This is a genomic window from Deinococcus sp. YIM 134068 (assembly GCF_036543075.1).
GTDB lineage: Bacteria > Deinococcota > Deinococci > Deinococcales > Deinococcaceae > Deinococcus > Deinococcus lichenicola.
This window is the reverse complement of record NZ_JAZHPF010000002.1, coordinates 223,565-249,413: the sequence shown is the minus strand read 5'-3', so window position 1 is coordinate 249,413 and position 25,849 is coordinate 223,565. Positions and strand designations below refer to the sequence as shown.

General features: G+C 70.9%; 23 protein-coding genes. 6 read left to right on the top strand and 17 right to left on the bottom strand.

Features of this window, described 5'->3' with window-relative positions; genetic code table 11:
- Window positions 1–277 precede the first annotated feature (277 nt).
- On the top strand, window positions 278–3,271 hold the full coding sequence (locus tag V3W47_RS03620) for an ATP-binding protein (protein WP_331823804.1): 2,994 nt from the start codon (window positions 278–280) through the stop codon (window positions 3,269–3,271).
- 108 nt (window positions 3,272–3,379) lie between these two features.
- Here V3W47_RS03620 and V3W47_RS03615 read toward each other — a convergent pair whose 3' ends face one another.
- A complete protein-coding gene (locus V3W47_RS03615; RefSeq protein ID WP_331823803.1) occupies window positions 3,380–3,604 on the bottom strand; it encodes a hypothetical protein in 225 nt (74 codons plus the stop codon).
- 212 nt (window positions 3,605–3,816) lie between these two features.
- On the opposite strand from V3W47_RS03615, the gene V3W47_RS03610 reads away from it, so the two are divergent.
- Together V3W47_RS03610 and V3W47_RS03605 are read left to right on the top strand one after the other, a co-directional pair.
- Window positions 3,817–4,719: an ion transporter gene (locus tag V3W47_RS03610; RefSeq protein WP_331823802.1), complete on the top strand. Its 903-nt coding sequence runs from the start codon at window positions 3,817–3,819 to the stop codon at window positions 4,717–4,719.
- Window positions 4,720–4,861: 142 nt separating this feature from the next.
- Window positions 4,862–5,140 carry a C1 family peptidase gene (locus V3W47_RS03605; RefSeq protein WP_331823801.1) on the top strand — a complete coding sequence of 93 codons (279 nt, stop codon included), beginning with the start codon at window positions 4,862–4,864 and terminating at the stop codon, window positions 5,138–5,140.
- A 98-nt stretch (window positions 5,141–5,238) separates the two neighbouring features.
- Here the strand turns inward: V3W47_RS03605 and V3W47_RS03600 are convergent, their stop codons facing one another.
- The 9 genes from V3W47_RS03600 to V3W47_RS03560 all read right to left on the bottom strand — a co-directional run bounded on the left by V3W47_RS03600 (window position 5,239) and on the right by V3W47_RS03560 (window position 15,020).
- Window positions 5,239–6,099: a formate dehydrogenase accessory sulfurtransferase FdhD gene (locus V3W47_RS03600; RefSeq protein ID WP_331823800.1), complete on the bottom strand. Its 861-nt coding sequence runs from the start codon at window positions 6,097–6,099 to the stop codon at window positions 5,239–5,241.
- Window positions 6,096–6,569 (bottom strand): helical membrane plugin domain-containing protein, encoded by a 474-nt coding sequence (locus tag V3W47_RS03595; RefSeq protein ID WP_331823799.1) that lies wholly within the window; start codon window positions 6,567–6,569, stop codon window positions 6,096–6,098. The genes V3W47_RS03600 and V3W47_RS03595 overlap by 4 nt, the downstream gene beginning before the upstream one ends.
- A gap of 23 nt (window positions 6,570–6,592) precedes the next feature.
- The gene (gene fdhF, locus V3W47_RS03590; RefSeq protein WP_331823798.1) at window positions 6,593–9,565 is read right to left on the bottom strand and encodes a formate dehydrogenase subunit alpha; all 2,973 of its coding nucleotides are present in this window, start codon (window positions 9,563–9,565) and stop codon (window positions 6,593–6,595) included.
- A gap of 265 nt (window positions 9,566–9,830) precedes the next feature.
- The gene (locus V3W47_RS03585; protein ID WP_331823797.1) at window positions 9,831–10,205 is read right to left on the bottom strand and encodes a hypothetical protein; all 375 of its coding nucleotides are present in this window, start codon (window positions 10,203–10,205) and stop codon (window positions 9,831–9,833) included.
- Window positions 10,206–10,393: 188 nt separating this feature from the next.
- Window positions 10,394–10,591, bottom strand: coding sequence for a hypothetical protein (locus V3W47_RS03580; RefSeq protein WP_331823796.1), 198 nt, complete (start codon window positions 10,589–10,591; stop codon window positions 10,394–10,396).
- Between the two features lie 72 nt (window positions 10,592–10,663).
- On the bottom strand, window positions 10,664–11,527 hold the full coding sequence (locus V3W47_RS03575) for a hypothetical protein (protein WP_331823795.1): 864 nt from the start codon (window positions 11,525–11,527) through the stop codon (window positions 10,664–10,666).
- A 120-nt stretch (window positions 11,528–11,647) separates the two neighbouring features.
- Window positions 11,648–12,673, bottom strand: a complete 1,026-nt coding sequence (locus V3W47_RS03570) for a Gfo/Idh/MocA family protein (protein WP_331823794.1) — start codon at window positions 12,671–12,673, stop codon at window positions 11,648–11,650.
- Entirely contained in the window at window positions 12,670–13,404 is a 735-nt protein-coding gene (locus tag V3W47_RS03565) for a ThuA domain-containing protein (RefSeq protein ID WP_331823793.1), read from the bottom strand. The genes V3W47_RS03570 and V3W47_RS03565 overlap by 4 nt, the downstream gene beginning before the upstream one ends.
- A gap of 185 nt (window positions 13,405–13,589) precedes the next feature.
- Entirely contained in the window at window positions 13,590–15,020 is a 1,431-nt protein-coding gene (locus tag V3W47_RS03560; protein ID WP_331823792.1) for a xylulokinase, read from the bottom strand.
- Between the two features lie 131 nt (window positions 15,021–15,151).
- Here V3W47_RS03560 and V3W47_RS03555 point away from each other — a divergent pair, with 131 nt between their 5' ends.
- Window positions 15,152–16,273, top strand: a complete 1,122-nt coding sequence (locus tag V3W47_RS03555; RefSeq protein ID WP_331823791.1) for an EAL domain-containing protein — start codon at window positions 15,152–15,154, stop codon at window positions 16,271–16,273.
- Entirely contained in the window at window positions 16,270–17,136 is an 867-nt protein-coding gene (locus V3W47_RS03550) for a sensor domain-containing diguanylate cyclase (RefSeq protein WP_331823790.1), read from the top strand. The genes V3W47_RS03555 and V3W47_RS03550 overlap by 4 nt, the downstream gene beginning before the upstream one ends.
- Before the next feature lie 241 nt (window positions 17,137–17,377).
- Here the strand turns inward: V3W47_RS03550 and V3W47_RS03545 are convergent, their stop codons facing one another.
- Entirely contained in the window at window positions 17,378–19,279 is a 1,902-nt protein-coding gene (locus V3W47_RS03545; protein WP_331823789.1) for a glycoside hydrolase family 2 TIM barrel-domain containing protein, read from the bottom strand.
- A 278-nt stretch (window positions 19,280–19,557) separates the two neighbouring features.
- On the opposite strand from V3W47_RS03545, the gene V3W47_RS03540 reads away from it, so the two are divergent.
- Complete coding sequence (locus V3W47_RS03540; protein WP_442877200.1) at window positions 19,558–20,166, top strand: YciE/YciF ferroxidase family protein; 609 nt, start codon at window positions 19,558–19,560, stop codon at window positions 20,164–20,166.
- Between the two features lie 234 nt (window positions 20,167–20,400).
- Here the strand turns inward: V3W47_RS03540 and V3W47_RS03535 are convergent, their stop codons facing one another.
- The 6 genes from V3W47_RS03535 to cydD all read right to left on the bottom strand — a co-directional run bounded on the left by V3W47_RS03535 (window position 20,401) and on the right by cydD (window position 25,770).
- A complete protein-coding gene (locus V3W47_RS03535; protein ID WP_331823788.1) occupies window positions 20,401–20,928 on the bottom strand; it encodes an SRPBCC domain-containing protein in 528 nt (175 codons plus the stop codon).
- 27 nt (window positions 20,929–20,955) lie between these two features.
- Window positions 20,956–21,339 (bottom strand): ArsR/SmtB family transcription factor, encoded by a 384-nt coding sequence (locus V3W47_RS03530; protein ID WP_331823787.1) that lies wholly within the window; start codon window positions 21,337–21,339, stop codon window positions 20,956–20,958.
- Window positions 21,340–21,574: 235 nt separating this feature from the next.
- Window positions 21,575–21,766 (bottom strand): hypothetical protein, encoded by a 192-nt coding sequence (locus V3W47_RS03525; RefSeq protein ID WP_331823786.1) that lies wholly within the window; start codon window positions 21,764–21,766, stop codon window positions 21,575–21,577.
- A 109-nt stretch (window positions 21,767–21,875) separates the two neighbouring features.
- A complete protein-coding gene (locus V3W47_RS03520) occupies window positions 21,876–22,343 on the bottom strand; it encodes a hypothetical protein (RefSeq protein WP_331823785.1) in 468 nt (155 codons plus the stop codon).
- A gap of 137 nt (window positions 22,344–22,480) precedes the next feature.
- Window positions 22,481–24,127 carry a thiol reductant ABC exporter subunit CydC gene (gene cydC, locus V3W47_RS03515; RefSeq protein ID WP_331823784.1) on the bottom strand — a complete coding sequence of 549 codons (1,647 nt, stop codon included), beginning with the start codon at window positions 24,125–24,127 and terminating at the stop codon, window positions 22,481–22,483.
- Window positions 24,124–25,770, bottom strand: a complete 1,647-nt coding sequence (gene cydD / locus V3W47_RS03510; protein WP_331823783.1) for a thiol reductant ABC exporter subunit CydD — start codon at window positions 25,768–25,770, stop codon at window positions 24,124–24,126. Before cydD ends, cydC begins: the two co-directional genes overlap by 4 nt.
- Between the last annotated feature and the right edge of the window lie 79 nt (window positions 25,771–25,849).

Sequence of the window (25,849 nt, the reverse complement as noted above, 5' to 3'; positions counted from 1 at the left end):
GAGGGGAAACAGAAAGCAGAAGCCTGAGAGGGTTGCCGCTCCCCCTCGTGGGTGAGATTGGGAGGGGGCGAACGGGTTTAAAGCAGTCAACAGAAGAAGGGTTGTCACCCTGAGCGCAGCGAAGGGCCTCCTTCATCTCGTTTCGAGATGCTTCGCTGATGCTCTGCATGACAATTTTTTTGTCAACTGCTCCAACCTCCGAACAACCTGCTTGCCAACTCCCCCCGTCGCCTTCCCCTCGCCTGTCACTTCGGCTACAGAAGGAATAGGATGGAGTATGCTACGCACCCTGGGCGACCTCCGGCTGGAAGACGGTCCCCGACAACAGCCCAAGCTGCTGCTGCTGCTGGCGTACCTGTCGCTGGAGGGGCCACGGGAGCGCACGCACCTGCACCACCTCTTCTGGCCGCACGCCACCGATCCGGCGAACAGCCTGCGGGTGGCCGTGCGGCGGCTGCGGGCGGGGGCACCGGGGAGCCTCGCGGCGGAGGGGACCCGCCTCGTGTCGCGCGTGCCCACCGACGCGCTCGACCTGCTCGCCGCCTCCGGGGGGGGGCACCACGCGCGGGTGGTGGAGCTGTACGCGGGCCGCTTCCTGGAGGGGCTGGAGCTGCCCGACCCCAGCGCGGAGCTGGAGGAATGGGTCTTCCACAGCCGCGAACTGCTCGCCGCGAGGGTGCGGGAGGCGAGGCTGGCGCTGGGCGAGGCCGCCGCCGCGCGGGGCGAGGACGCAACCGCCACGCGCCACGCCGAGACCGCGTACCTCCTGCCCGGTGCCCCCGAACCCGAGCCGGAGGACTTGCGGCGGCTGTACCTCCTGCTGCTGGCGGGCCACAGCCCCCACGCGGCGGAGGTGCGGCGTGAGGCGGAGCGGTACGGCCTCACGCTGCCGCTGAGCGCGGAGGAGGCCCGCCGCCTGCTGCGCCCGGAAGCCGCTCCCGCCCCGTCCCCCCCGTCTCCGCCCGCGCCCCCCGCCCCGGCCTCCCGGCTGCCCACCTTCGGCACCTCGTTCGTGGGGCGGGAGGCCGAGGTCCGGGAGACCCTGCGGCGGATGCTGGACCCGGTGTGCCGCCTCCTGAGCGTGGTGGGGCTGGGCGGGATGGGCAAGACACGCCTCGCGGTGCAGGCGGCGTGTGCCCTTCAGGAGGCCGGGGCCTTCGCGGACGGGGTGTGTTTCGTGAACCTCGCGCCCGTGGCGAGTCCGGCGCACCTCACCGCCGCCGTCGTGGAGGCGCTGCACCTCGGCCTGGAGGGACCCGAGGACCCCGCCCGGCAGCTCGCCCGGCTCCTCGCGCCCCGGCACCTCCTCCTCGTGCTGGACAACTTCGAGCATGTCATCGGGGCCGCCGGGCAGCTCGTGGCGCTGCTGGAGGCGTGCCCGCACCTCAAACTTCTCGTCACGTCGCGCGAACGCCTCAACGTGCAGGAGGAATGGGTGCTGCCGCTGGAGGGGCTGGTCCCGCTCGGTCGCCGCTGGTCGGAGGAGTCGGGGGACGAGCTGGACGACCACCCCGCCCTCCTTCTGTTCGTCCAGCGGGCGCAGCGCAGCGGGCGGGGATTCGCCCTCACCGCGCACAACCGCGACGCGGTGCTGGAGCTGTGCCGCCTCGTCCACGGCTCGCCGCTCGCCATCGAGCTGGCCGCGACGTGGGCGCGGGTGCTGCCCGTGGAGGAGATCGTGGCCGAGTTGCGCCGCAGCCTCGACTTCCTGACGGACGTGGGGGGGCGCGGCCCGGCGCGGCACGCGAGCCTGCGGGTGGTCTTCGAGCAGTCGTGGCGGCTGCTGGACGGGGCCGAGCAGGGGGCGCTGGCGCGGCTCTCGGTCTTCCGCAGTCCCTTCCGCCGGGAGGCCGCCGCCCGCGTGGCCGGGGTCTCCCTGCCCGTCCTCGCCACCCTCACCGACAAGTCGCTGCTGCTGCCGATGTCGGGGGGCCGCTACGGTCGCCATCCCCTCCTGTACGAGTACACCGCCGAGAAGTTGAGCGCCCATCCCGCCGAGGGGGAGGCCGCGCGGGAGGCCCACGCCCGCTTTTTCCTGGGTCTCCTCGCGGGGAGGGGGGAGGCGCTCGCCGGGCCGGGGCAACGCGCCGCCCTGCGGGAGTTGGAGGCCGAGTACGAGAACCTGCTCGCCGCCTGGGCCTGGGCCACGGGCCACGGCGAGTTCGCGGCGCTGCGGGGGGCCGCCCGCGTCCTGCGGGTCTTCTTCGACCGCTCCGGGCGCTACCGCGACGGCATCGAGGTGCTGGCGGGGGCGGCGGACCACCTCGCCGGGCTGCCGAACGCCGACCCCGTGACGCTGGGGGAGCTGCTGATCCACCGGGCGGTCCTCCACCTGCGGCTGGGCACGCCGGGGGAGACGGGTGCCCTCGTGGAGCGCGGGCTGGGCCTGCTGGACGACACGGCGAACGAGGCGGTCGTCGAGGGGCTGGACGTGCTCGCCGTGCTGGAGTTGCGGGGGGGCCGCCCCGCCCGCGCCAAACGGTACTGGGAGCGGGCGCTGTCCCTGACCGGGGGCCGCGAGGACGCGACGACCTGCCGGTTGTGGAACATGCTGGGCACCGCCGAGCAGTGGCTGGGCCACCACCGCCGCGCCGAGGCGTGGTATGGGCAAGCCCTGCGGCTCGGGCGGGACCTCGGCCTCGTGGCCGACGTGAACCGGACGCTCAACAACCTGGGGGCAATGTTCATCCTGACGGAGCGGTTCGGGGAGGCGCGGGGAGTGCTGGAGGAGGGGCTGGGGCAGGCGCGGGAGCTGGGGCTGTCCCTCGTCACGGTGCATTTCCTGAACAACCTCGCGGTCGTCTTCTCGGCGCTGGGAGAGGGAAGCCGCGCCAGGGACCACGGCGAGGAGGCCCTGACGCTCATCCGCGCGCTGGGCGACGCCTCGCTGGAGGCCGAGGTGCTGGAGACGCTGGGCCGGGTCGAGCTGGCCGAGGGGCATCTGAACCCGGCCCACAGCCTCTTCGTGCAGGGCCTGGGGAAGGCGTGGCCCCTGCGTCAGTGGCCGGTCATCCTGCCCTGCCTGGAGGGCGTGGCGGAGGTCATGGCGCGGCTTGGGCGAACCGGGGAGGCGGGGCGGCTGCTGCACCTCGTCGCGGGGCATCCCGCCGCCCCCCGTCAGCTCGTCCTTCAGGCTGAGCGGGTGCTGGAAACCCCGCTCCCCTCGTCCCCCGACCCCGACCCCGATGCGGCCCAGTTCGAGGGGCATCTTCAGGCGAGCATTCAGCTCATCCTTCAGCCCGGCCCGCCCGGAACGGTCGTCACCCCTTGATTGGGCGTCCTGTGAGGGTCGCAGAAGGCAGAAGGCCAGGGGCGCGTGCCTTCGACCTTCTGCCGCCCCCAGCCCCCACCTTCGCGGGAGGTCCCACGCCGCACAGGCTCAGTCCGTCGTCGTCGTCACCCCGTCGGTCTCCGGGCCGCGTGGTCCACTCGGCGTGCCTCCGCCCGGACGCCGCACGGGGTCGGAGGTGCTTGCTGTGGCCGGGGCGTCCTCCTCACGGGGGTCCCAGTCGTCCCCCGGCTCTCCCCGCTCCGCCCGCGCCGCGCCGCTCTCGCCCATGTGCATGGGGAGTCTGTCCCACCCGAAGTCCACGTCTCGCGTCATCTCGCCCGCCTCCCTTTCCTCTCACTGGATGTGGTGTCTCGGAGGGTCGCCCATTGCCCGCCCTCCTCGCCACCGAGCTTAGGCAGGTCCCCGTGACCTGGGCGTGACTCGCGGGTGATCCGCCGCCCAGGTGCTCCCGCCCGCGCAGGAATCGGCCTGGCGTTCTCCTTCCGATACAGCCGCCCTTCCCCCGCGCCCGGTAGACTCCGGGGGTGACGGAGAGGGCGCGGGCAAAGGATCAGGACCGGCGGGCGGCGTGGCGGGTGACGCTCGGCAACGTCATCTATAACAACGACACCCCCGCCGGGCGTCTCTTCGACCTGCTCCTGATCGCCGCCATTCTGGTCAGCGTGTTCACCGTGATGCTCGACAGCGTGGCGGGCTTCCGGGCGCGGTACGGCCCCGTCTTGCGGCAGGTGGAGTGGGCGCTGACCCTGCTGTTCACGGTGGAATATGCGCTGCGGCTGATCTCGGCGCGGCACCCCCGCAATTACGTCCGCAGCTTCTTCGGGCTGGTGGACCTGCTCTCGCTGATCCCGGCGTATCTGGCGCTGTTCTTTCCGGGGGCGCAGTACCTCCTGATCGTGCGGGCGCTGCGGCTGCTGCGTATCTTCCGCATCCTCAAGCTCGCGCGCTACCTCAGCGAGGCGAGCGTCCTCACCGAGGCCCTGCGCGCCAGCCTCGCCAAGATCACGGTCTTCCTCGCGGTGGTCCTGACGCTCGTGACCATCATCGGGGCGCTGATGTACGTCGTGGAGGGACCCAAATACGGCTTCACCAGCATCCCCACGAGCATCTACTGGGCCATCGTCACCCTGACGACCGTGGGCTACGGCGACATCGCGCCCAAGACGCCGTGGGGCAAGGCCCTCGCCTCGGTCGCCATGATCCTGGGCTACGGCATCATCGCCGTCCCCACCGGCATCGTCACCGTGGGCATCGCGCAGGCGCAGGCGGGGAGGCGGGGAGCGGCTGCCGGGTCTGCCGGTTCCGGTGCGGGACGCCGCCCGTCCTGCCCCCGCTGCGGGCTGGAGGGCCACGAGCCAGACGCCCGCTTCTGCCGCCGCTGCGGGGAGGCGCTGCCGGGGGCGGGGGCCGAGGCAGGCGGGGTGTAGCGGCGTGTGGCCCCGTGTACCGCGCGCCCTGCGGAGCCACCCCGATTCATGCGGGGAGAGCCGTCGAGGCCAGCCACGGTGGTCACGCTGGACGCCCGCTACTTCAAACCCACCGCGAACGCCGCGTCCTCCCTTGAACAACATGAACCCGGACGCAAACGGCTTCGTGCCCGCCCGGACGTTGCGCTACGTGAGGGGCCGGGCCGACCTCGACCTCAACCACGTCGTCACCGTGACCGGCTTCATCTCCAGCCAGAATATCGGGCGGGTGCTGCCGAATCACGCGGTGGCCGACGATTCCGGCTCCTTCATCGTCAAGAACTCCTGGGGCGACTGCTGGGGCGACCAGGGCCACGCCTCCTTGTCCTACTCCTGGGTCGAGACCTTCGTGGGACAGGCGAGCACGGGCCTACTGGAATAGGAAACAAGGGGAAGGAGGCGCGGTCGAGTGCGTTCTGAAGGAGTGTCCGGCTACCCCATGCGGCCACCGGACGACACATCGGGCAGACATCGGGCGAATCACGACCCCGTGGACGAGAGGCCCGGACCTCCCCCGGCAGTGTCCTCCCAGGCCAGGCGTTCCGCCCCCGCGTACACGTTGAAGCGGCCCTCCCGCGCGAAGCCCACCAGGGTCAGGCCGAGCGCCGCCGCCGTCTCCACCGCGAGGCTGCTCGGTGCCCCCACCGTCACGACCACGGGCACGCCCGCCAGCGCCGCCTTCTGCACGACCTCGAAGCCCGCGCGGCTGCTCGTCACGAGGAGGTGGTCGCCCAGCGGGAGCAGGCCACGGCCCAGCGCCCAGCCCACGAGCTTGTCCACGGCGTTGTGTCGCCCCACGTCCTCGAAGGCCGCCAGCAGTTCGCCCGCTGGGGTGAGGAGGCCCGCCGCGTGCAATCCGCCCGTCGCGTCGTAGGCGGGCTGGGCCGTCCTCAATCGTCCCGGCAGCCCGGCGAGCAGGGCGGGGGACAGGAGACCCGCCGTCCACACCGGGGGGCACACCCGCACCGCCAGCCGCTCCACGCTACCGCTGCCGCAAACCCCGCAGGCGCTCGTGGTCACGCCCACGCGGGCCGAGGCGAGCAACCGCTGGGGATTGGGGGCGTGCAGGGTGACGACGTTGGGGGTGTCCGGGTCCTGCCCCAGCGACACGGGGTCTCCGTCCAGCAGACCCTCCGCGTGCAGCCAGCCCCGCACGAGGTCGAGGTCGTGACCGGGCGTTCTCATGGTGACGGCGAGGGGAATGGATTTTTCGCCGTCCCACACGCGGAGTTCGAGCGGTTCCTCCACCGCCACCGCGTCGTCCCGCTCGGTGATCTGGCCGCCCGCATACGCCAGCACGCGCGCTCCCGTGACGGCGGGGGAGGAGGGCCGGGGGGTCACGCCTCGCCGTCCTCCGCCGTTCGCAGCGCGTGGCCGAAGCCCTTCAGGAGGCCGAAGAGGGCCGTCAGCGCCACCTGAACGTCCGGGTCGCGTAGGAGGCCCAGCAGTTCGGGCAGGCCGACCCGCTCGCCGCGTGCCACCCGTATGGCCCCCTCGTTTACGCCCGCACCCAGCGCGCGGCCCAGTACGCCGACGTTCTGCGGGTCGAGGTCACTCACGGCCCGGCCCACTTCCAGCAAGTTGCGGATGAGACGGGTGGAGTCGTCCCGCTCCAGCACGTGCAACGTCTCGCCGACCATTCCACCGCCGCCGCGTACTCCCCGGTTCAATACGTCGAGAACCCCGTGGTCGTGGAGGGCGCGCAGGAGCTTCAACCCCTCCAGCAGGGCCTCGGCGTTCTCGGCGCTGGCCTCGCTCAACTCCTCCTGCGGCGTTCTGACGCGCGGTGTGTAGGGCAGGGATTTCGCCATCTCAACCTCGTTTCGCTGGGAGTTCAGTCATCCGCCCCGCCTTCTACCATCGGCAGGCCGGAGCCGGGGAACACATAGTCGGGACGCCGCCACTTGCGCTCCACCTCCACGCCGAGCTGGGGGGTGGGGTGGCCGGAGCGGTGGTTGGTGCGCGGCAGGGGCGGTGGGCCGTCCGCGCCCAGCACCTCCATCCTCACCGCCGTGTCCTTGTAGGCGGGCGTGTGGGTGGACAGGTCCGCGTGGCTGCCCGTCAGGCGGTTGACGGCCTGCGCGGCGTCGGGTGTGTTCATCGGCATGTAGAGCTGACGCCCGATCACCCGGTTCGTCACGAGGACGGGCAGGCACACCGCCTCATGCCGCGAGACGAGGCGGACGAGGCTGCCGCTCTGCACCCCCCGTTCCTCGGCCAACTCCGGCGACACTTCCACGAACGTCCCCGGCACCTGCCCGGCCAATCCCGCCGCCCGGAAGGTCATGTTCCCCTCGTGGAAATGCTCCAGCATCCGCCCGTTGTTGAGGTGGAGGTCGTACTCGGCGGTCGGCGGCTCGGCCCGCGCGACGAACTGGGCCGGATAGAGGCGAGCTTTGCCGTCCGGGAACGGAAAGCCGTCCGCGAACAGCAGCGGCGTATCGGTGCCGTCGGCGTGGACGGGCCACTGGAGGGAGCGGAAGCCCTCTAGTCGCTCGTAGTTCACCCCGGCGTAGAGCGGCGTCAGGCTCGCCACCTCGTCCATGATCTGAGAGGGGTGCGTGTACTTCCACCCCGCCCCGAGCCGATTGGCGACGAGCTGGATGATCTGCCAGTCGGGTTTGCTCTGTCCGAGCGGTTCGAGAGCTTTGTAAAGCCGCTGAATGCGCCGCTCCGTGTTCGTGAAGGTGCCGTCCTTCTCCAGGCTCGGACTCGCCGGAAGCACCACGTCCGCGAAGCTCGCCGTGTGGCTGAAGAACACGTCCTGCACGACGAGGAAGTCGAGCTTTTCGAGCGCCGCGTCCACATAGTTGGCGTTGGAGTCCACGACCGCCATCTCCTCGCCCTTGAGGTACATCGCGCGGAGGTGGCCGCCGTGAATGGCGTGGACCATCTCGTGATTGTCGAGGCCCTTATTGATGGGAAGTTCGGTGCCCCAGACCGCCGCGTACCGTGCCCGCACCGCCGGGTCGTCCACCCGCTGATACCCCGTCACGAAGCCCGGCATCGCCCCCATGTCGGACGCGCCCTGAACGTTGTTGTGGCCTCGTAATGGATACGCGCCCGCGCCGGGCCGCATGTAATTCCCGGTGACGAGGAGCAGGTTGGAAATCGCCGTGCTCGTCTCCGTGCCGCCCATCTGCTGCGTGACGCCCATCGCCCACATGACGCAGGTGCCGTCCGCCTCCACGATCTCGCGGGCGATGCGGCGCAGGGTGTCCTGCGGAATGCCCGTGACCCCCTCGGCGTAGTCGAGCGTGTACCCGTCCAGGCTGGCCCGGAACTCGTCCAGCCCGTTGACCCACCGTTCTAAAAAGGCCCGATCTTCCAGCCCCTCGTCCAGAATGTGCCGACTCACCGCGTTCAGCCACACGAAGTCCGTGCCGGGATTCGGGCGCACGAAAAGGTCGGCCCGCCGCGCCATCTCGTGCTCGCGCAGGTCCACGACGATGAGCCGCTGACCGCGTAACTTCTGCGCCCGCTTGACGCGGGTGGCGAGGACAGGGTGGCTCTCGGCGGTGTTCGTCCCGATGCCGATGACGAGGCCCGCGCGCTCCAATTCCGCGATGCCGCCCGAGTCGCCGCCGTAGCCCACCGTGCGCCACAGGCCCATCGTGGCCGGACTCTGGCAGTAGCGCGAGCAGTTGTCCATGTTGTTCGTGCCCACCACGGCGCGGGCGAGCTTCTGCATCAGGAACGCTTCCTCGTTCGTCGTCTTGGACGAGGCGATGAAGGCGAGCGCGTCCGGCCCGTGCTCCCGCCTGATCTCGGTCAGCCGCCGCGCGATCACATCCAATGCCTCGTCCCACGTCGCCTCGCGGAAGCGGCCCGCCTCGCGGATCAGGGGCGTGGTCAGCCGCTCCCCGCTGTTCACGTAGTCCCAGCCGAACTTGCCCTTGACGCAGGTGCTGACACCATTCGCAGGACCACCCTCCGGTTCCACCTTGAGAATGTGACGGTCCTTCGTCCACACCTCGAACGAGCAGCCCACCCCGCAGTAGGTACAGACGGTCTTCGTCCGCCGGATGGACCCCTCCCGCCCGGCGGCCTCGATCTCGCTGAGGTTCAGGATCGGCCCGTACCCCAGCGACGGCTCCACGTTCTTCACGACGGCGACCGCGCTCTGGAAGACGGGCAGCTCCAGCCCCGTGAAGAAGCCCGCCTCCCCCAGCATGGACTTCTCCATCAGCGCATTGCACGGGCAGACGGTGACGCAGTGGCCGCAACTGACGCAACTGGACTCGCCCGCCGGTTTGTCGCCGTCCCACAAGACGCGCGGATGTTCGTCCTCCCAGTTGATCGTCAGCGTCTCGTTGACCTGGAGGTTCTGGCACGCCTCCACGCACCGCCCGCAGAGGATGCACTGGTCGGGGTCGTAGCGGTAGAAGGGGTTGGAGTGGTCCTGCGCGTGGGGCTTGGGCTGGAAGGGCCGCTCCTGATGCTGGACGCCCAGCGCCCGCGTCGTGTTGTGGACCGTGCAGTTGCCGTTGTTGTTGTCGCAGACGGTGCAGTACAGCAGGTGGTTGGCGAGCAGGCGGTCGAAGGCGTCCTCACGTGCCCGTTGCGCCGACTGCACGGCGGTCCTGACGGTCATGCCCGCCTGAGCCTGCGTGCCACATGCCCGCACGAGCCGCCCATCCACCTCCACCACGCACGTGTCGCACGTCTGCACGGGGCCGAGTTGCGGGTGATAGCAGACCTGCGGCACGTCCACGCGGGCGCGGTTCAGGGCGTCGATCAGGGGTTCGCCGGACCGCGCCGGGTACACGCCGCCGTCGATGGAAAGGTGAATGTGGGGTTCGGGCACGGTCGCCCCTCCTCGCTGCGGGATGGAGCGAGTATACCGGGCGGGCGGGAGGCCTCGGCCCACTCGTCGGAACGGGAGGGAAGGGTGCCCGCCGCCCTCTCCTTCACTTCAACTCGGCGGCTCGACAGCGGTGCCGTGCCTCCCGGACAGTTCGATGTCCCGTTCCACCTGATCGGTCAGGTTGGCCCGAAGACGGATGGGTCAAAAGGAAAAGGGGTCAGGCGCTAGGGCAACCCCTAAAACCTGACCCCTCATCCCTCACTCCTCAGTCCGTCTCGGCCTTCTGGTGACGGTACTCCTGAATGTGGTCGTAGACATGCTGCGGGAAGTCGAGGTCGCGGTAGACGTTGCCCTCGTCGGGGTCGTCGGCGTTCGGAAGGATAGGGAAGTCCTGCTTTTCCATGTACTCCAGAATCTTGGCGCGGCCCGGCGGGCTGTAGTCGGCCTCCTGCACCTGCCGCACGAGGTCGCGCGCCCCCTCCTCGCTGAAGTCCTTGTCCTGCGCGAGCAGCGACACCAGCTCGTCTTCCTCCACGAAATGCCGCCCGACGATGGTGTACACCAGCCGCCCGTAGTGCCCGATGTCCTGACCCTCCCCCAGCGCGTCGGTGAGGTGGGCCATCATGTGGTTCTTCATCATGTCTTCTCTTGGCATATTGACCTCGCGGGGATTAGGTTAGGGCGTAACGGTGGGGCGAGGATGATGGGGTCCCAAGAAAGTCTTCACAGAGGGGCGGCCAGCTTCCAGCGACCAGCCGTCAGCACATCTGCCCCAACAGGCGGGAGCCGGGAGCGTCCCCCTCATGCTCCCGGCTCCCGCGTGGTGGTTCAGTCCTGCTTGTCGGTGTTCTCGTAGAGGCCGGGATCGTTCGCGCCGTAGTGGGAGGCGCTGGTTCCGTCCACGGCGGCGTCGGCGAGGTCGGTCTCCTCGGCCCCCGCCGGGGGTTGGTAGACCGGGCTGTCCTCGGTCGCCATGTCGGGGTTCGGGGTGGTGTCGGTGTTGTCGGCGCGCGTCCCGTCGGTCATGCCCCGAGGGTGGCACGGCCCGCCCCGCCGCTTTCCCCGCCCGGCTTAAGGGGGCTTTACTGTTGCCCTCGCCTACTCAGCACCCAGCGACAGGTCCGCCCCGACGATGCCGAACTCCTGCACCCGTCCCCGGTCGTCCAGCCCGAAGATGACCGTCCAGCGGGACCGCTCGCCGCGCTCGAAGGTGGCCGTGCGGGTGTAGTAGGTGACGGTCCCGTCGCGCGTCACCTGCTCGTCCAGCACCTGCATCTCTGCGCCGTAGGCCTGCTGCCCGCCCGCGCGGTACGCCCGGAAGGCGTCGAGGCTGCCCCACTCGGCCCGCACGGTAGGGGAAAAGGCTGCCCACACCTCGTCCAGCCGCTCGCCGTAGAGCCAGCGCGTCAGCTCCCGGCCCCGGTCGAGGGGGGTCGCTGCTGGAGCGGGTTCAGGTCGGGCCTGGGTCGTTGGAGCGGGAACTGGAGGCGTCACGGGCGTGTTCATCGCCGTCGCTTTGGGCGTCGCCGATTCGGGGGCCACCTGGGCTGATGCGGCGGCAGGCGACGGGGGAGGCGTCGAGGCTTTGGGGGTGGTCGGGGCAGGAGTCGCCGTCACACGAGTTGCGGTTGGGGCCGTCGCAGAGGGTAAGGGTGCTGGGGAGGCCGCCGTCCGTGTGGGCCTGGGCGGGATTGCCGCCTGGGTCTGGGTCTCCGTGGATGCCGCTGGCCGCGCTGGAGGAGGCGTCCGGCTCGCGCTTGCCGGGACAGGCGCGGGGAGCGCCGGGGTCGTCTCTATCGGTGTGACCGGGGCTGGCGGTGTCCGGGGTGGCGACGCCGTGACGGGGGGTGTGCCGTCGCTGAGGGTGGCCCGCACAAATAAGGTCTGCACGCCGTACAGGACGGCGAGCGTCAGGATGATCAGCGCCGCGCCGACGAACAGGCCCTCCTCCGTGCGATTCATCTGGACCTCCGGGGTCGGCGACCGGGGGACGGGACGCCCTTGCTCTGCCGCATCACCCCTGATTGTGCGGTTTCTCATGCCTTCCAGGCAAGCGCCGACGCGCGGTTGACTGAACGGGGGCTACAGTTCCACCGTCAGACCGCTCCGGGCGCTCTCGTAGCCGCCCAGCACCAGCCGCACGCTCTCGCGGCCATCCTCGCCCGTGCAGACGACGGGGGCATCCCCCGTGATGGAGGCGACGAAGTGCCCCACGCTGCGGACATGCGCGTTGCCGGGATTGGCGAAGTCGTACCACGTCTCGTCGCCCTCGCCCCACGCCCCGAAGGCGAAGGAGCGGTGGAGGTGGCGCAGCCGGGGCTTGCCCAGTCTATTCGTGCATTCCAGCGCCCCCGCCGTGCCGTAGACCGAAAAGCCCTCCTCCCAGCCCGTCGCGGTCCAGGCGGTCTCCACGCTCGCCAGCGCCCCACTCTCGAACTCCAGGGTGGCGACGGCGGTGTCCTCCACCTCGATGTCGAACTTCAGGGTGTGCATCCGGGCGTGGATGTTCCGCACCTCGCCCCCCAGGTGCCGCGCAAGGTCCATCAGGTGACAGCCGTTGTCGAGCAGGGTGCCGCCGCCGCTCGCCGCGAGGCTCCCGAAGGCCCCCCGCACCTCCGGCGAGCCGCCCCAGTCGTGCGCCTGCCGCAGCCGCATGAAGGTCACGCGCCCGATGCGGCCCTCGTCGATGAGGCGCTTGGCCGTCTCCACGAGCGGGCTGGAGCGCAGGTGGTGGTTGGTCTGGAGCACCACGCCCGCCTCCCGCGCCGCCGTGATCATCGCGTCACACGCGGCGAGGTCGAGTGACAGCGGCTTCTCGCACAGGACATGGATGCCGCGTGACAGGGCCGCGAGCGCGGCGGGCGCGTGATATGCGTTCGGCGTGCAGATGCTCACCGCCTGCACCGCCTCGCGCTCCAGCATCGCCCCGAAGTCGGCGTAGCCCCGCGCCTGCCACTCCTCCTCCCGGCTCTGGCGGGTGGCCTCGCTGGGATCGGCGAAGGCGACCACGTTCGCGCCCGCCAGCCGGTAGCCCTCGAAGTGCCGCGAGGAGATGGCCCCCGCGCCGATGATGCCGACGTTCAGGAGTTGGGGGCTTCCCTGGGTCATACGCGCTCCGGCAACGGCTCAAGGGGCGCGCGGTTCCCGAAGGCGCGGGGGGCGCTCGCGGTCGGCGCGGCCCAGCGTGCCCCGTTGGCGATCACGCGCAGGACGCCCTCATGGTGGTAGGTCGGGTACGTCTCGTGGCCGGGCCGGAAGTAGAAGATTTTCCCGCTCCCGCGCGTGAAGGTGCAGCCCGAGCGGAAGACTTCGCCGCCCGTGAACCAGCTCACGAAGATCAGCTCGTCGGGCGTGGGGATGTCGAAGTGTTCGCCGTACATCTCCTCGGCGGGCAGCTCCAGGTACTCGCCCACCCCCTGCGCGATGGGGTGTGCGGGGTTCACCACCCACAGCCGCTCCTTGTCGGTCGCCTCGCGCCACTTCAGGTCGCAGCCCGTGCCCATCAGCCGCTTGAACACCTTGCTGAAGTGCCCGGAGTGCAGCACGATCAGGCCCATCCCGTCCAGCACGCGCGCCACCACCCGGTCCACCACCTCGTCCGAGACGGCCCCGTGCGCCTTGTGTCCCCACCACACGAGCACGTCGGTGCTGTCCAGCACGTTACCTGTCAGCCCGTGCTCCGGCTCGTCCAGCGTGGCGGTGCGGACCTCGCCGAGACCGTTCGCCCCCAGGCCGTCCGCGATGGCCTGGTGGATGCCCTGCGGATAGATCGCGCGGACGGCGGGGTTCTCGTGTTCGTGGCGGTACTCGTTCCAGACGGTGATGCGGGGCTGGGTCATGGGGTGCGTCCTTGTGGGGTGAAGGGGGCGGCGACTGGGAAGAACGGGGCGAGTCTAGAGGGTTTGCCGGAGGGGTGGGGGGGGGAGCCTTTGGCCGTGAGCCATGAGCAAAAGAAGAGCTTGTGCCGCTGCTCACCGCTCCGAGCTTCGAGCCGTCGTGCTGGAAGCTGGCCGCTGGCCGCCCCTCACCCCACCGACCACCACGCTCTCAACGCCCCTTGCAGCTCCTTCCACCGCGCGAAGCGTTCCTGCACGGCATCCCGCTCTCTCCCCGGCTCCACGGGCGGGCCGAGGGGAACCGGGGCCACGTCCGCGAGCGAGCCGCCGACGCCTGCCAGGGCCAGCAGCGCCGCCCCCCGCGCCGAGGCGTCGGGCACCTCGCCGGGGCGGAGGGGACGGTCCAGCGCGTCGGCGAGGAGTTGCCGCCAGCGGGGGTCCACGGTGCCGCCGCCCGCGACGCGCACCGTCCCCGCGCGCCCGTGGACCTCCTCCAGCGTGTCCAGCCCGTCGCGCAGGGCGAAGGCGACCCCCTCCAGCGCCGCGCGCATCAGGTCGCCGCGCGTCTGCCCCAGCCGCAGACCGCTCCAACTGCCGCAGGCGTGGGGGTCCATGAGGGGGGTGCGCTCGCCCGACAGGTAGGGCAGGAAGGCGGGCGGGGCGGTCACGGAGGGAGCGAAGGCCTCCGCGTAGGCGTCCTCCCAGCTCAGGCCCAGCACGCCGCGCGCCCACTCCAGCGCCAGCCCGGCGTTCTGCATCGCGGCGAGGGCGTACCAGCCCGGCCCGGCGGCCCGGTAGAGCTGAAGGCGGGGGTCGGCGCGCGGCACGTCCAGCCGCCGCACGATCTGCGCCCCGCTGCCCACCGTCAGGCCCGCCTCGTCCGGTCCGAGGCCACCCCCGAACAGCGCCGCCGCCGTGTCACCCGCGCCCGTCACGAGCGGCACGCCCTCCGGCAGGCCTAGGAGGGAAGCCGCCCCCGCCGAGAGCGTCCCCACCACCTCGTCCGAGGCCCGCAGCGGCGGCAGGAGGTCCGCGCGCAGGCCGAGGGCGCGAAGCAACCCCAAGTTCCACTCCCCGTTCACGTTGGCGAGCAGCGTGCCCGAGGCGTCGGAGGGGTCGCCCGCCGGATCACCGCCCAGCCGGGCGCGCAGCCAGTCCTTCGGCTGGAAGGCCCAGCGCGCGGCGGCGTACACCGCTTCCTCGTGCCCTCGCACCCACAGCAGCGTCGGCCCGGCCATGCCCGCCGTCACCGGGTTGGGGCGCGGTCCGGCGAGGCGCGCGAACCTCGGCAGGAGGGGTACGCTCCGGGCATCCAGCCACAGCACGGCGGGGCGCAGCGGGACGAGCGCCGCGTCCGTCAGGACGACGCCGTGCATCTGCCCGGAGAAACTCACCGCCCTCACCTGCGCCCGCAGTTCCCCCGGCAGGGCGCGCGTGGCCGTCACCGCCGCCGCCTCCCACTCGCGCGGGTCGCTCTCCGCCCAGCCCGGTTGCGGGTACGAGACCTGGTAGGGGGCCGACTCCCGCGCCAGCACCTCGCCCGCCCCGCTCAGGAGCAGCGCCTTGAGGCTGCCCGTGCCGAGATCGAGGCCCAGATAGACCGAGTTCTCCTGTTTCATTGCCTTCTCCCTGCCGCTTCCATGATGGGTACTCAAGCTCATCCTTGGCCTCATTTCAAGCTGCCGAAGCCCTTCTTTTGCATTCTCTCCTGTCAGACCCTTGTATGAAGTATTTCGCTAAAACGCCCCTGATGACTGCCTCCGCTGTGACGACTCTCCAGCTCCCCGCCTCCGCGACCGGACACGCGACCGGGTTTACCACGTGCGACTGTCATGCGGTCGTGCCCCTGGACGTGACGCGGCTGGAGGCGCTGTCCGTCCACGCGTCCTCGCGTCACCTTCACCGCAAGCTCGCCCTGTTGCTGGCCGCCCACGGGCTGCCGCTGGAGGTGCGGGACGACGCCTTCGTGGTGCCCGCGCGGGGCTTCGACCTGTTGAGCGAGGTCCTCGCCGCGTTCTCGCGCACCGAGCGGCCCGACGTGCTCGCCGCGCCGTGGGCCGGGGAGCGGCTGGAGACGTGGCACCTCGCGTCCCTGGAGCAGTGGGTGGGGCGGCTGACGAGCGGTTGGTTCGCGGGGGCGTGCCAGCACCTGCGCTTTCACCTCCAGCCCATCGTGGAGATGCGCGGCGGCGGGGTGTACGGGTACGAGGCCCTGGTGCGCGCCGAGGTGGAGGGACGGCTGTTCGGGGCCGGGCCGCTGCTTCAGGCCGCCGCCGCCCACGGGCAGTCGCGCGGCTTCGACGCCCACGCCCGGCGCGGGGCCATCCGCCAGGCGTACCCGCAGCTCGGCGCGGGTCAGGTGCTGTTCATCAACTTCGCGCCGGGCGTGGTGTACAACCCCGACATCTGCCTGCTCACCACCTTCGACGCCTGCCGCGAGGTCGGGGCCGACTTCTCGCGGCTGCTGTTCGAGGTCACGGAGAGCGAGGCCTTCCCCGACCTGCGGCTCCTCAAATCCATCCTCGAGCGCTACCGGGCCGAGGGCGCGCAGGTGGCGCTCGACGACCTGGGGGCCGGGCACACGGGTCTGAGCTACCTCTCCGAGCTGCGGCCCGACATCGTGAAGCTCGACCGCGACCTCATTCGCGGGCTGCACGGGGCCGATCCCCGCGTGCCGCTCGTCACGGCGCTCGTCCGCTTCGCCCACGACCTCGGCATCCGGGTGGTCGCCGAGGGGATCGAGACGGCGGAGGAACTCGGCATGGTGCGTGAACTGGGGGCCGACTACGCGCAGGGCTACTTCCTGGGCCGCCCCGCCCCGGAGGTGGCTGGCCTCAGCCCGCAGGCGGCCCCCTTCTGGTCGGGCCGATGACGCTCGCCCCGGCCCCGCCGCTCCCCGCCGAACTCGTCTGGTCGGTGCTCGACGCCGCCGACGTGGGGCTGCTCGTCACCGACGCCGAGCGGCGCATCCTGTACGTGAACGCGACCTTCACCCGCGAGACGGGCTACCACCCGGACGAGGTGGTGGGCCACCCGTGCAGCTTCCTGCAAGGCCCTGAAACCGACCCGGCGGACATCGCCGCGCTGCGTGACGCCCTGGACCGGGGCGAGCCGATCGAGCGGGTGGTCCTCAACTACCGCAAGGACGGGCGCACGATGTGGTACAAACTGCGGATTCGTCCCATCCGGGAGGGCGGCGTGGTGCGCTATTTCGTCGGCGTGCAGGAGGACTACTCGGCGGCCCACGCGGCGTACGCGGAACTCGAACGCCTCGCCCACCTCGACGCCCTGACCGGGCTGGGCAACCGCCGCGCCTTCGACGCCCGGCTCGCCGGACACGTGGCGGCGGGCCAGCCCCTGACCCTGCTCCTGATCGACCTCAACGACTTCAAGCGGGTCAACGACGAGTGCGGCCACCCGGCGGGCGACGCGCTGCTCGCGGGCGTGGGCCGCTGTCTGGAGGAGCTGGCCCCGGCGGCGTCCTTCAGGTTGGGCGGCGACGAGTTCGCCGTCCTGCTGCCCGGCCCGGTCGAGGGGGCCGTGCCCCAGGCCGAGCGCATCCTCACGGCGTTGCAACGGCTGGAGGGCGGCACCCTGCGGATGGGCGCGGGGCTGGCCTCCTTCCCCTCCGAGGCCGCCGACGTTCCGGCGCTGCTGCGGCTCGCCGACCGCCGCCTGTACGCGCACAAGGCCGAGTGCAAGCAAGTCGGATATGGGTCGGCCCGCCGGGCTTGAACATGGGGCGGGGGAGATGCGGGAGACCGGGGAAGAAGCGGGGCGCACGGGGATCAGGACCGCGCGCCCCGCTCCTCCGTCTCGCCCGCCTCGCGGTTCTCCGGGTCCCCCACAAGGGGAGGGGGAGAGAAGAGGCGTGTGACGCGCCCGTTCTCTCCCGCATACCGAGCGCCGGAGGGAAGAATCACACCCAGACCCAACGTCCTCACGGACCGGTTCGGCCTGACCGCGCCGGCCTCCCTCAGTCCTCCGACGCCTCGCCCGCGATGAGGTCGCCGGAGGTCCGTTCCTCGGGGTCCGCCGCGTCCATCAGCGCGTTGTACTGGCGTTGCAGCCAGCGGGGCGAGTTGCCGAAGGGGTTCATCAGGGGGTCGATGGTCATCTCGCGGGCGGTGCGGGTGCCCTGGGTGCTGCGGGCGAGCTTGAGGAGGTCGGCCTTCGGGGTGCGGTCCTCGTACAGCAGGCCGTTTTTCTCCTGAAAGGTGTCGGTGAGCTGGGTGTAGCAGAAGCCCGACAGGCCCAGGCAGGCGTGGATCGCGGCGAGGAGCGCCCCGTAGTCCTCCACGAAGTCGGCCTCGCTCTGCGACTCGCTGTAGCCCCAGCCGCTGGAGCGGTCGGGGATGTAGGCGATGCCGCCGAACTCCGAGAGCACCACGGGCTGCCCCACCGCCTGAAAGCCCGGCAGCGTCAGCGCCCGGTCGGCGGGCTGCTGCTGCTCCAGCGACAGCCGGGTGGACTCCAGCGTGCCGTAGCGCCGCAGCAGCGCCTGCGGGTCGTCGGCGTAGTCATGGATGGTCAGGATGTCGGTCGCCACGTGCTCCCAGCCGTCGTTGCCGATCACCGGGCGCGAGGCGTCGAGCGTCTTGGTGAGGTGGTAGAGCGCCCGCACGTAGTCGCGGTGGGCCGGGTTGGTGGGCAGGTCGGGCACCCCCCACGACTCGTTGAAGGGCACCCACGCCACGATGCACGGGTGCGAGATGTCGCGCTCGATCACCTCGGTCCATTCGCGGGTGAGGCGCTGCACCGCCGTGGACGTGAAGCGGTAGGGGCTGGGCATCTCCTCCCACACGACGAGGCCCAGGCGGTCGCACCAGTACAGCCAGCGCGCATGCTCGATCTTCTGGTGTTTGCGCGCCCCGTTGAAGCCGAGCTGCCGCATCAGTTCCACGTCGCGCCGCAACTCGTCGTCGGTGGCCGTCATCACGCCGTCGGGCCAGTAGCCCTGGTCGAGCACCATCCGCAGGTAGTACGGGCGACCGTTCAGGAGGAAGCGGTTGCCCTTGACCTGCACCGACCGCAGCGCCGTGTACGAGGACACCCGGTCCACGACCGTCTCGCCGCGCATCAGCTCCACCCGTGCCTCGATGAGCTGGGGGTGCGACGGACTCCACAGCAGGTCGTTGCGGAAGTCGTCGATGCCGGGGTCCGAGAGGGCGATCCGGCGTGAAATCTCCGTGTGGCGCACCCCGTAGCGGTCGTCGGCGAGCAGCTCGCTGTCGCGCCACAGCCGCACGCGCACGGAGAGGTCGGGGTCGAGCGGCCCGACGAGGTGCAGGTCCACCCCGATCTGCCAGTTCTCCATGTCGCTCATCCAGCGCAGCCGCCGCACGTACGTCTCGGGCACCCGCTCCAGCCACACCGTCTGCCAGATGCCCGTCGTGCGCGGGTACCAGATCGAGTGCGGCTCGCGCAGCCAGTCCTGCTTGCCGCGCGGCTTGGCGAGGTCGTGCGGGTTGTCCTGCGCCCGCACCACGATCTCCACCGTCTCGCCCGCTTGCGCGTGAACCGTGATGTCCGCCGCGAAGGGGGTATGCCCCCCCTCGTGCAGCGCGACGACGTGCCCGTTGGCCCACACGGTCGCCCGGTAGTCCACCGCCCCGAAGTGCAGGAGGAGGCGCTCCTGCCGTTCCTCCGGCGTGAGGGTCAGCGTCAGGCCGTACCAGACCGTCGGGTGAAAGCCCTCGTCGTGAATCCCGCTGCGGCGGCTTTCCGGCGCGTAGGGCACCTGAATCTCCCGGTCGAAGATCACCTCGTCGGGGTGACGCCACAGGCCCTCGTCGTCGAAGCAAAAACGCCAGGTGCCGCTCAGATCGCGCCAGTGTTCGCGCTCCAGCAGCGGCTCGGGATGGGTGGAATGACGCAAGCGGGTCTCCTTGACGGGGGGGCACAACAGGGGGCGAGGGCGGGGGCAGCCAGGTTTGAACAGGAAGGATTGTGCCGAGGATACGGCAACGGCTTCGTAACCGTTCCGCCCGTTCGGCTCTCCGTTGGGGGAGGGTCTACCCCTCCCGCCCCCTTGAGCCACAGCTCACCCGAATGGGATGAAGTCTGTCTGATCTCCCCGCCCCATCGCCCCGGTCAGAGCGATTCAAGAGGACTTCACCCCGTCATCACCGGGTGGTCGGAACAGGTGAAGCGGCCTTGACTTCCTCCCCGAACTTTCGGCGGGCCGCGCGGTCGAGACTGACGCCGTGTCGCCTCGCCACCGGAAGCGGCGGCATCCACGACCTATCTCCACGGGAGGGCAGGACCATGACGATGCAGATGCAGGACCTGCGGGGGTTGTACATCCACAAGCTTCAGGACATCTACGACGCCGAGCAGCAGGGCTTGCAGGCGATGCAGCAGATGAGCCGGATGGTGCAAAGTCCCCAGCTCAGGCAGGGCTTGGAGATGCACCTCCAGCAGTCTCAGGGGCAGGTGCAGCGGCTGGAGCAGATTTTCCAGGGGATGGGTGAGCAGCCCGGCGGCGTGACCTGCGAGGGAATGAAGGGCCTGATTGCCGAGGGCCAGAAGATCATGGGGGAGGACATGGCCCCGGAAGTCCGTGACGCCGCGCTCATCGCCGCCCAGCAGGCCGCCGAGCACTACGAGATCGCCGGGTACGGCACCGCCCGCACCTATGCCCGGCTTCTCGGCGAGGACCAGGCCGCGCAACTGCTGGGGCAGACGCTGGAGGAGGAGAAGCAGGCCGACGACAAGCTGACCCAGATGGCCCAGCAGATCAACGTGCAGGCGATGGACGCCTGAGCGCGTCAGGTTCGACCGGCAAAAGGGAGCGGCCAGCCTGGACGGGAAAGTCCGGGCTGGCCGCTCGACTGGGGAGAGGGAGAAGAGAGCACGTCCGGCACGCTTACTTTCTATGGCACATCAGGCGTTGTGAGGTCGGCAAGCTCTTCGGGGGGCGTGCCCGTTGCCTCTCTCCTGTCGTCCTGTCGGGCCGGGTCAGTCCCAGCCCTCCCCGGCGGGTGAGTGGGAGGCCCCTCAGCGCCGCTGAGACTCCAGATGCCCGGCCAAGCGGTCCCACGTCTCGGTGACGCCCTGCAACATGCCCATGTCCATGACCGTCTTCAGGGCCTCCTCGGTGTCGTAGGCGGCGCGGTTGGTCACTCTGGTGCCGCCCTCGACCTCCTCGAACGTCAGCGTCGAGAGGGTCGGCGGCATGTTCTCGTTGATGTTGGCGTCCGCGTCCGAGAAGTAGTCCGTGTAGACGATCCGCGCCGGGGCCTCAATCTCCCGGTAGATGCCCAGCCCCCACGACTCCATGCCGTAGAACTCGCCCTGGGCCTTGTCCACACACTTCATGCAGTAATGCCACCTGCCGCCGGGGCGGAGGTCGACGCTGCAGAAGGGCATCTCCCAGCCACGGGGTCCCCACCACTGGCGCAGATGCTCGGCCTGCGAGAACGCGTCGAAGACCAGCTCGCGGGGCGCTTTGAAGACGCGCTCAAGAACGAGGACGCGCCCGGCTTCGATGTTCGAGATCATGGGGGAAGTGGCGGTGCTGGTCATGGGAAAGCCTCCTGGTCGGGGGTGGGGTTACTGATCCTCGGGGTCGGTGTGCGGGTCGGTCTGGGATTCGGTCTCGTCCTGACGCTGCTGAAGCTGCTGCAAATAGTCGTCCAGCCGGTCGAAGCGGTCCTCCCAGAGCTGCCGGTAGGTGCTCAGCCACTCGTCCAGCTCCCGGAAAGGCTCGGCCCGCAGGGTACAGATGCGGCGGTTGGCGACCGCCTCGACCCGGACGATGCCCGCCTCGCTCAGCACACGGAGATGCTTGGACGCCTGGGGTTGACGGAGCTGAAGACGGGTGGCGACTTCCCCGACCGTGAGGGGCTGCCGGATCAGCAGCTCGACGATCTGGAGACGATGCGGCTCGGCCAGCGCGCTCAGGGTCGCGGCGTTCAGGTAGGTCCTCCTTTCCACAGGTGATGTGATGTCTCGATATGAGTATGCCATACGAAGAATATTCTTGTCAAGGCATATACGGATGCAAAGCAGCCCGCCCATCGGCTTCTGATTACATGCTCACGAACAAGTTGGGACCAAACGTCTGACGACGCGAACGGCGAGGACTCGACGGGACCCCAACCGACAGCGGGCCGTACTCCGTCCCCACCCAGGAGAACTGGCCCGGCCCGTCGTCTGTCCTGCGTGTTTTTTACTGCTCTCCCTCGCCCCGCTCGGTCGCGTTGGAGGGGTTGGCCTCGCCCACGTCGTAGCCCTCGCTGCCGTAGCCGAAGCGGTTGTCGTCGGGAGTGCGGCGGTCGTCGGTCACTTCGGGGCGGGTGTCGGCGGGGGTGCCGTAGCCCGCGCTCTCGTCGGCGGGGGCGGGCGTGTCGCGGTCGGTCATGGTGTTGGCCTCCTTACGCCCAGGATGCACGTGTGGGGAGGGAAGGTGGGGGTAGCCCAAGAAAGCCTCAATCCCCGGCGCTCGCTGGCGGCTGGCCGCCTCCCACTCCTCACGACGGGCTGACCAGATACGCCATGTACCGCTCGGAGAGAAACTGCACGAGCGCCTCGGCGACCTGCGCGGCCTCCAGCGAGAAGGGCTGGACGAACGGTTCGGCGACCGTCAGGCGGTTGACCTGCACGTTCCGGGCGACGAACTGCTCGTCGTAGGTGACGGTCAGGGGCAACTGGGCCTTGAGCAGGGGCGTCCGCAGTCCGGTCCCCGGCAGCCGCGCGACGGCTACCAGGGTCAGGTCGGCGGCCACGTGGTCATGTGCGGGGGCCTCCAGCACCTGCCGCACCCCGACCTCCTCGTAGCCGCGCCGCTCCAGCGCCGCCCCGACCTCCGCCTGGACGCGGATCAGGTAGGGCCGCGCCCGGTCCTCCAGCTCGGCGCGTGCCCGCAGCAGCCGGGCGAAGTCGTGGGCGTCGGGAGTCAGTCCCCGGCTGGCGGAGGGTGGGGGATCGGAAATGGTCATGTGACCTCCAGAATCGGAACTGGGGAAAAAGGGAACGAACCTGAGTTTACGTCGCGGGGGAGAACGTCGGGTGGAAGAAACGTGGAGGTTGCCACAAACCTCTCATCACCTCCTCCCACAACGGGCTGAAGACGGCTTCATCCTGCACCCGCACTTTCCAGCCGCACCTGCCGCCAGCCGGGGCCGAGCAGTGCGGGCTGGTGGGTGACGAGCAGGATGGAACGGTCAGGGGCGCGGCCCTCCACCGCCCGCAGGAGCCGCCGGGCGTTGTCCGGGTCCAGGTGGGCGGTCGGCTCGTCCAGCAGGAGGAGGGGTGAAGGCCGCAGCAGCGCCCGCGCCACCGAGAGCCGCGCCCGCTCGCCTGCCGAGAGCGCGGCCCCGTACTCGCCCACCCAGCCGCCCAGCCCGCCCGGCAGCCGCGCCAGGAGTGGAGTCAGGCCGAGATCGTCCAGCAGGGCCAGCAGGTCGGCGTCGTCCGCCTCCGGGTCGCCCAACCGCAGGTTCTCGCGCAGGGTCCCGCCGAAGAGTTCGGCCTGTTGGGGTGCCCAGGCGAAGCGGGAACGCCCGGCCTCCAGCCCCAACTCCCGCAGGTCCACCCCGCCCAGCGTGACCCGTCCACCCGCCGGGTCATGGAAGCGCAGAGCGAGGGCGAGCAGGGTACTCTTGCCGACTCCCGACGGCCCGACGAGGGCGACCCGTTCCCCCGGCCCCACGGTGAGGGTGAGGTCGCGCAGCACGTCCGTTTCCGAACCGGGGTAATGGAAGCTCACGCGCTCAAAACGCAATGTCGGGTCGGCGGGCAGCTCACGCGGCCTCACGGGGTCATCCACGGCGGGCCGGAGGTCGCGCAGCCCCTCCACCCGGGCGGCGGCGGCGCGCAGTCCCCCATGAGCGGCCCAGGCACTCCCGAGGTTCCCCACCGCCTCGAAGCTCGCCAGCAGCCCGAGGGCAGTCGCGGCGAGGAGGGGGCCGCGCGTCTCGCCGTCCGCCACCGCCCCCCCGACGAGGACGAGGGCGGCAATCAGCCCCAGCCCGCCGAGCGCGTCGCGGGCCGCGTTCGCCGCGCCCGTCACCCGTGCCCGCCGCGTCTCCGCCGTCTCCAGCGTGGCGAGCAACCCCGCGAAATGCCGCTCCGCCGCCGCCCGTCCTCCCCCGGTCAGGAGGTCGGGCAGGCCGTGAAGGGCCTCCAGCGTCGCGGCCCCGAGTTCCGCGCGGGCGGCGTTCTGGGTCCGGCCAGCGGGCGCGGCGGCGCGGACGGCGAGCGCGGGCACCACAACCCCCGCTACCCCCAGCAGCCCCAGCGCGACGAGGGCGAGGGCCGGGGAGACCAGCCACACGAGCGCCACCGTCACGAGCGCGACGACCCCCGCCACCAGCGACGGCGCGAAGAGGCGCAGGTACACGCCCTGCAACTCGTCCACGTCCGCCCGCACCCGCGCGAGGAGGTCGCCGCCCCGCGTGCCCACGAGCGCGGCGGGCGCAACCCGCGCGAGGTGCGCCACCGCCCCGGCCCGCACCCGCCCCAGCAGCCGGAAGGTCAGGTCATGCGACACCAGCCGCTCGCCGTAGCGCAGCGCCGCCCGCGAGATGCCGAACAGCCGCACCGACGTGATGAGCGGCAGCAGGAGCAGCAGCGACTCCGGCCTCAGCGCCGCCCCCGAGATCAGCGCCCCCGACGCGGCCAGCAGCGCGGCGGAGGTCAGGACCGTTCCCGCCCCCAGCGCGACCGAGCCGAGCATCCGCGCCCGCCCACCGCCCCGCGCGAAGCGCCACAGCCCGCTCACGCCCGCTCCCCCGCGAGTTCCCGGACGCGCCCGCCGTCCAGCTCCACCCTTTGGTCGTGTCCCCCGTGCAGCGCCTCCCGGTGCGAGATGGTGAGGACCGTGCGGCCCGCGCCCAGGCGTTCCAGCGCCTCCCGGACCCGCTCCTCACTTCCAACGTCGAGCTGCGAGGTCGGCTCGTCGAGAATGAGCAATTCCGCGTCCCGCAGGAAGGCCCGCGCGAGGGCGAGGCGCAGGCGTTCGCCGCCGCTGAGCCGTGCCCCCTCCGCGCCCACGTCCGTGTCGTAGCCGTTCGGAAGCGCCGTGATGAAGGCGTGCGCGTCCGCCGCCCGCGCCGCCTCCACGACCTCTGCCTCGGTCGCGCCGGGCCGTCCCAGCCGGATGTTCTCGCGCACCGTGCCGGGGAAGAGGTAGGGCCGCTCGGGCACGTAGGCGACCCGCGCCCGCCACGCCGCCGGGTCGAGGTCGGTGAGGGGCACGCCATTCACCCGCACCTCGCCCCCGGTCGGAACGGCAAAGCCCAGCAGCAGCCGTGCCACGCTCGTCTTGCCCGCGCCGCTCTCACCCACGAGCAGGGTGCGCGAGCCGGGCGGCAGGGTGAGGGTGACGCCGGAGAGGGCCGCGCGTTCCCCGTACCGCAGGCTCACGTCCCGGAACTCGATGTGGAGTCGTCCCGAAGGAACGGGAAGGGTGCCCCGCCCCGGTGCTTCCCGCCCCAGCACTCCGAACATCCGTTCACTCGCCGCCCGCGCCTCCATGCCCGCGTGGTGGTCGGCCCCCAGCGCACGGAGCGGCGCGAAGAACTCGGGGGTCAGGAGGAGGATGAAAAAGGCCCGCTCGAACGGCAGGTGTCCCTCGAACAGCCGCACGCCCACCGTCACGGCCACGAGCGCCGTGCTCAGCGTCGCGCCGAACTCCAGCACGAAGCCGGAGAGAAAGGCGGTTCGCAGCACGCCCAGCGTCACCCGGCGGTAGCCCTCGTCGGCCTCGCGCAATGCCGCCAGCCGCTCCCGGTCGCGCCCGAAGACCACGAGTGTCGGCAGCCCGCGCAGCGTGTCCACGAAGCCCGCGCTCAGCCGCCCCAGCGTGAGCCACTGCGCCCGCGCCGCGCCCTCGGCCATCGTGCCCACCAGCCACAGCAGCACGACGATGACGGGTCCGGTGAAGAGGAGAATCAGGCCGCTGAGGGGGTCCAGGAAAAGCACCGTCAGCGCCAGCAGCGGCGGCAGGACGGCGGCAAACGCGGCCCCCGGCACGAAGCGCCCCACGAAGCCCTCCAACCGCTCCACGCCTTCCGTCACGACCTCCGTGAGTTCGCCCGCGCGCTGCCCGGTGGCGTACAGGGGGCCGAGGTCCAACAGGTGCGTCAGCAGGCGTCCCCGCATCTCCCGCTTGACCCGTGCGGCGGCGCGGGCGGCCAGCACATCCCGGAGGCCGACGAGCGCCGAGCGCACGAACCACACGGCGGCCAACCCTGCGAGAGCGACGGCGAACACCTCAGGTGCCTGTCTCCCCAAAAAAATGCCGTTCACGATCCGCGCCACGAGCGTCCACTGGGTCAGGGCGAGGGCGAAGGTGAGGAGGGCCAGACCCGCGCAGGCGAGCGCGAGGGGCCGGACACCGGGAAGTTGGAGGAGGGGTTTCACTGACCTGTTGCCCTCAGCCATTGCTCAAGAGGGGTCCTGCTTTCCGGTAAAGTGCGCTGGGATGCCGTTTGGGTTCCCC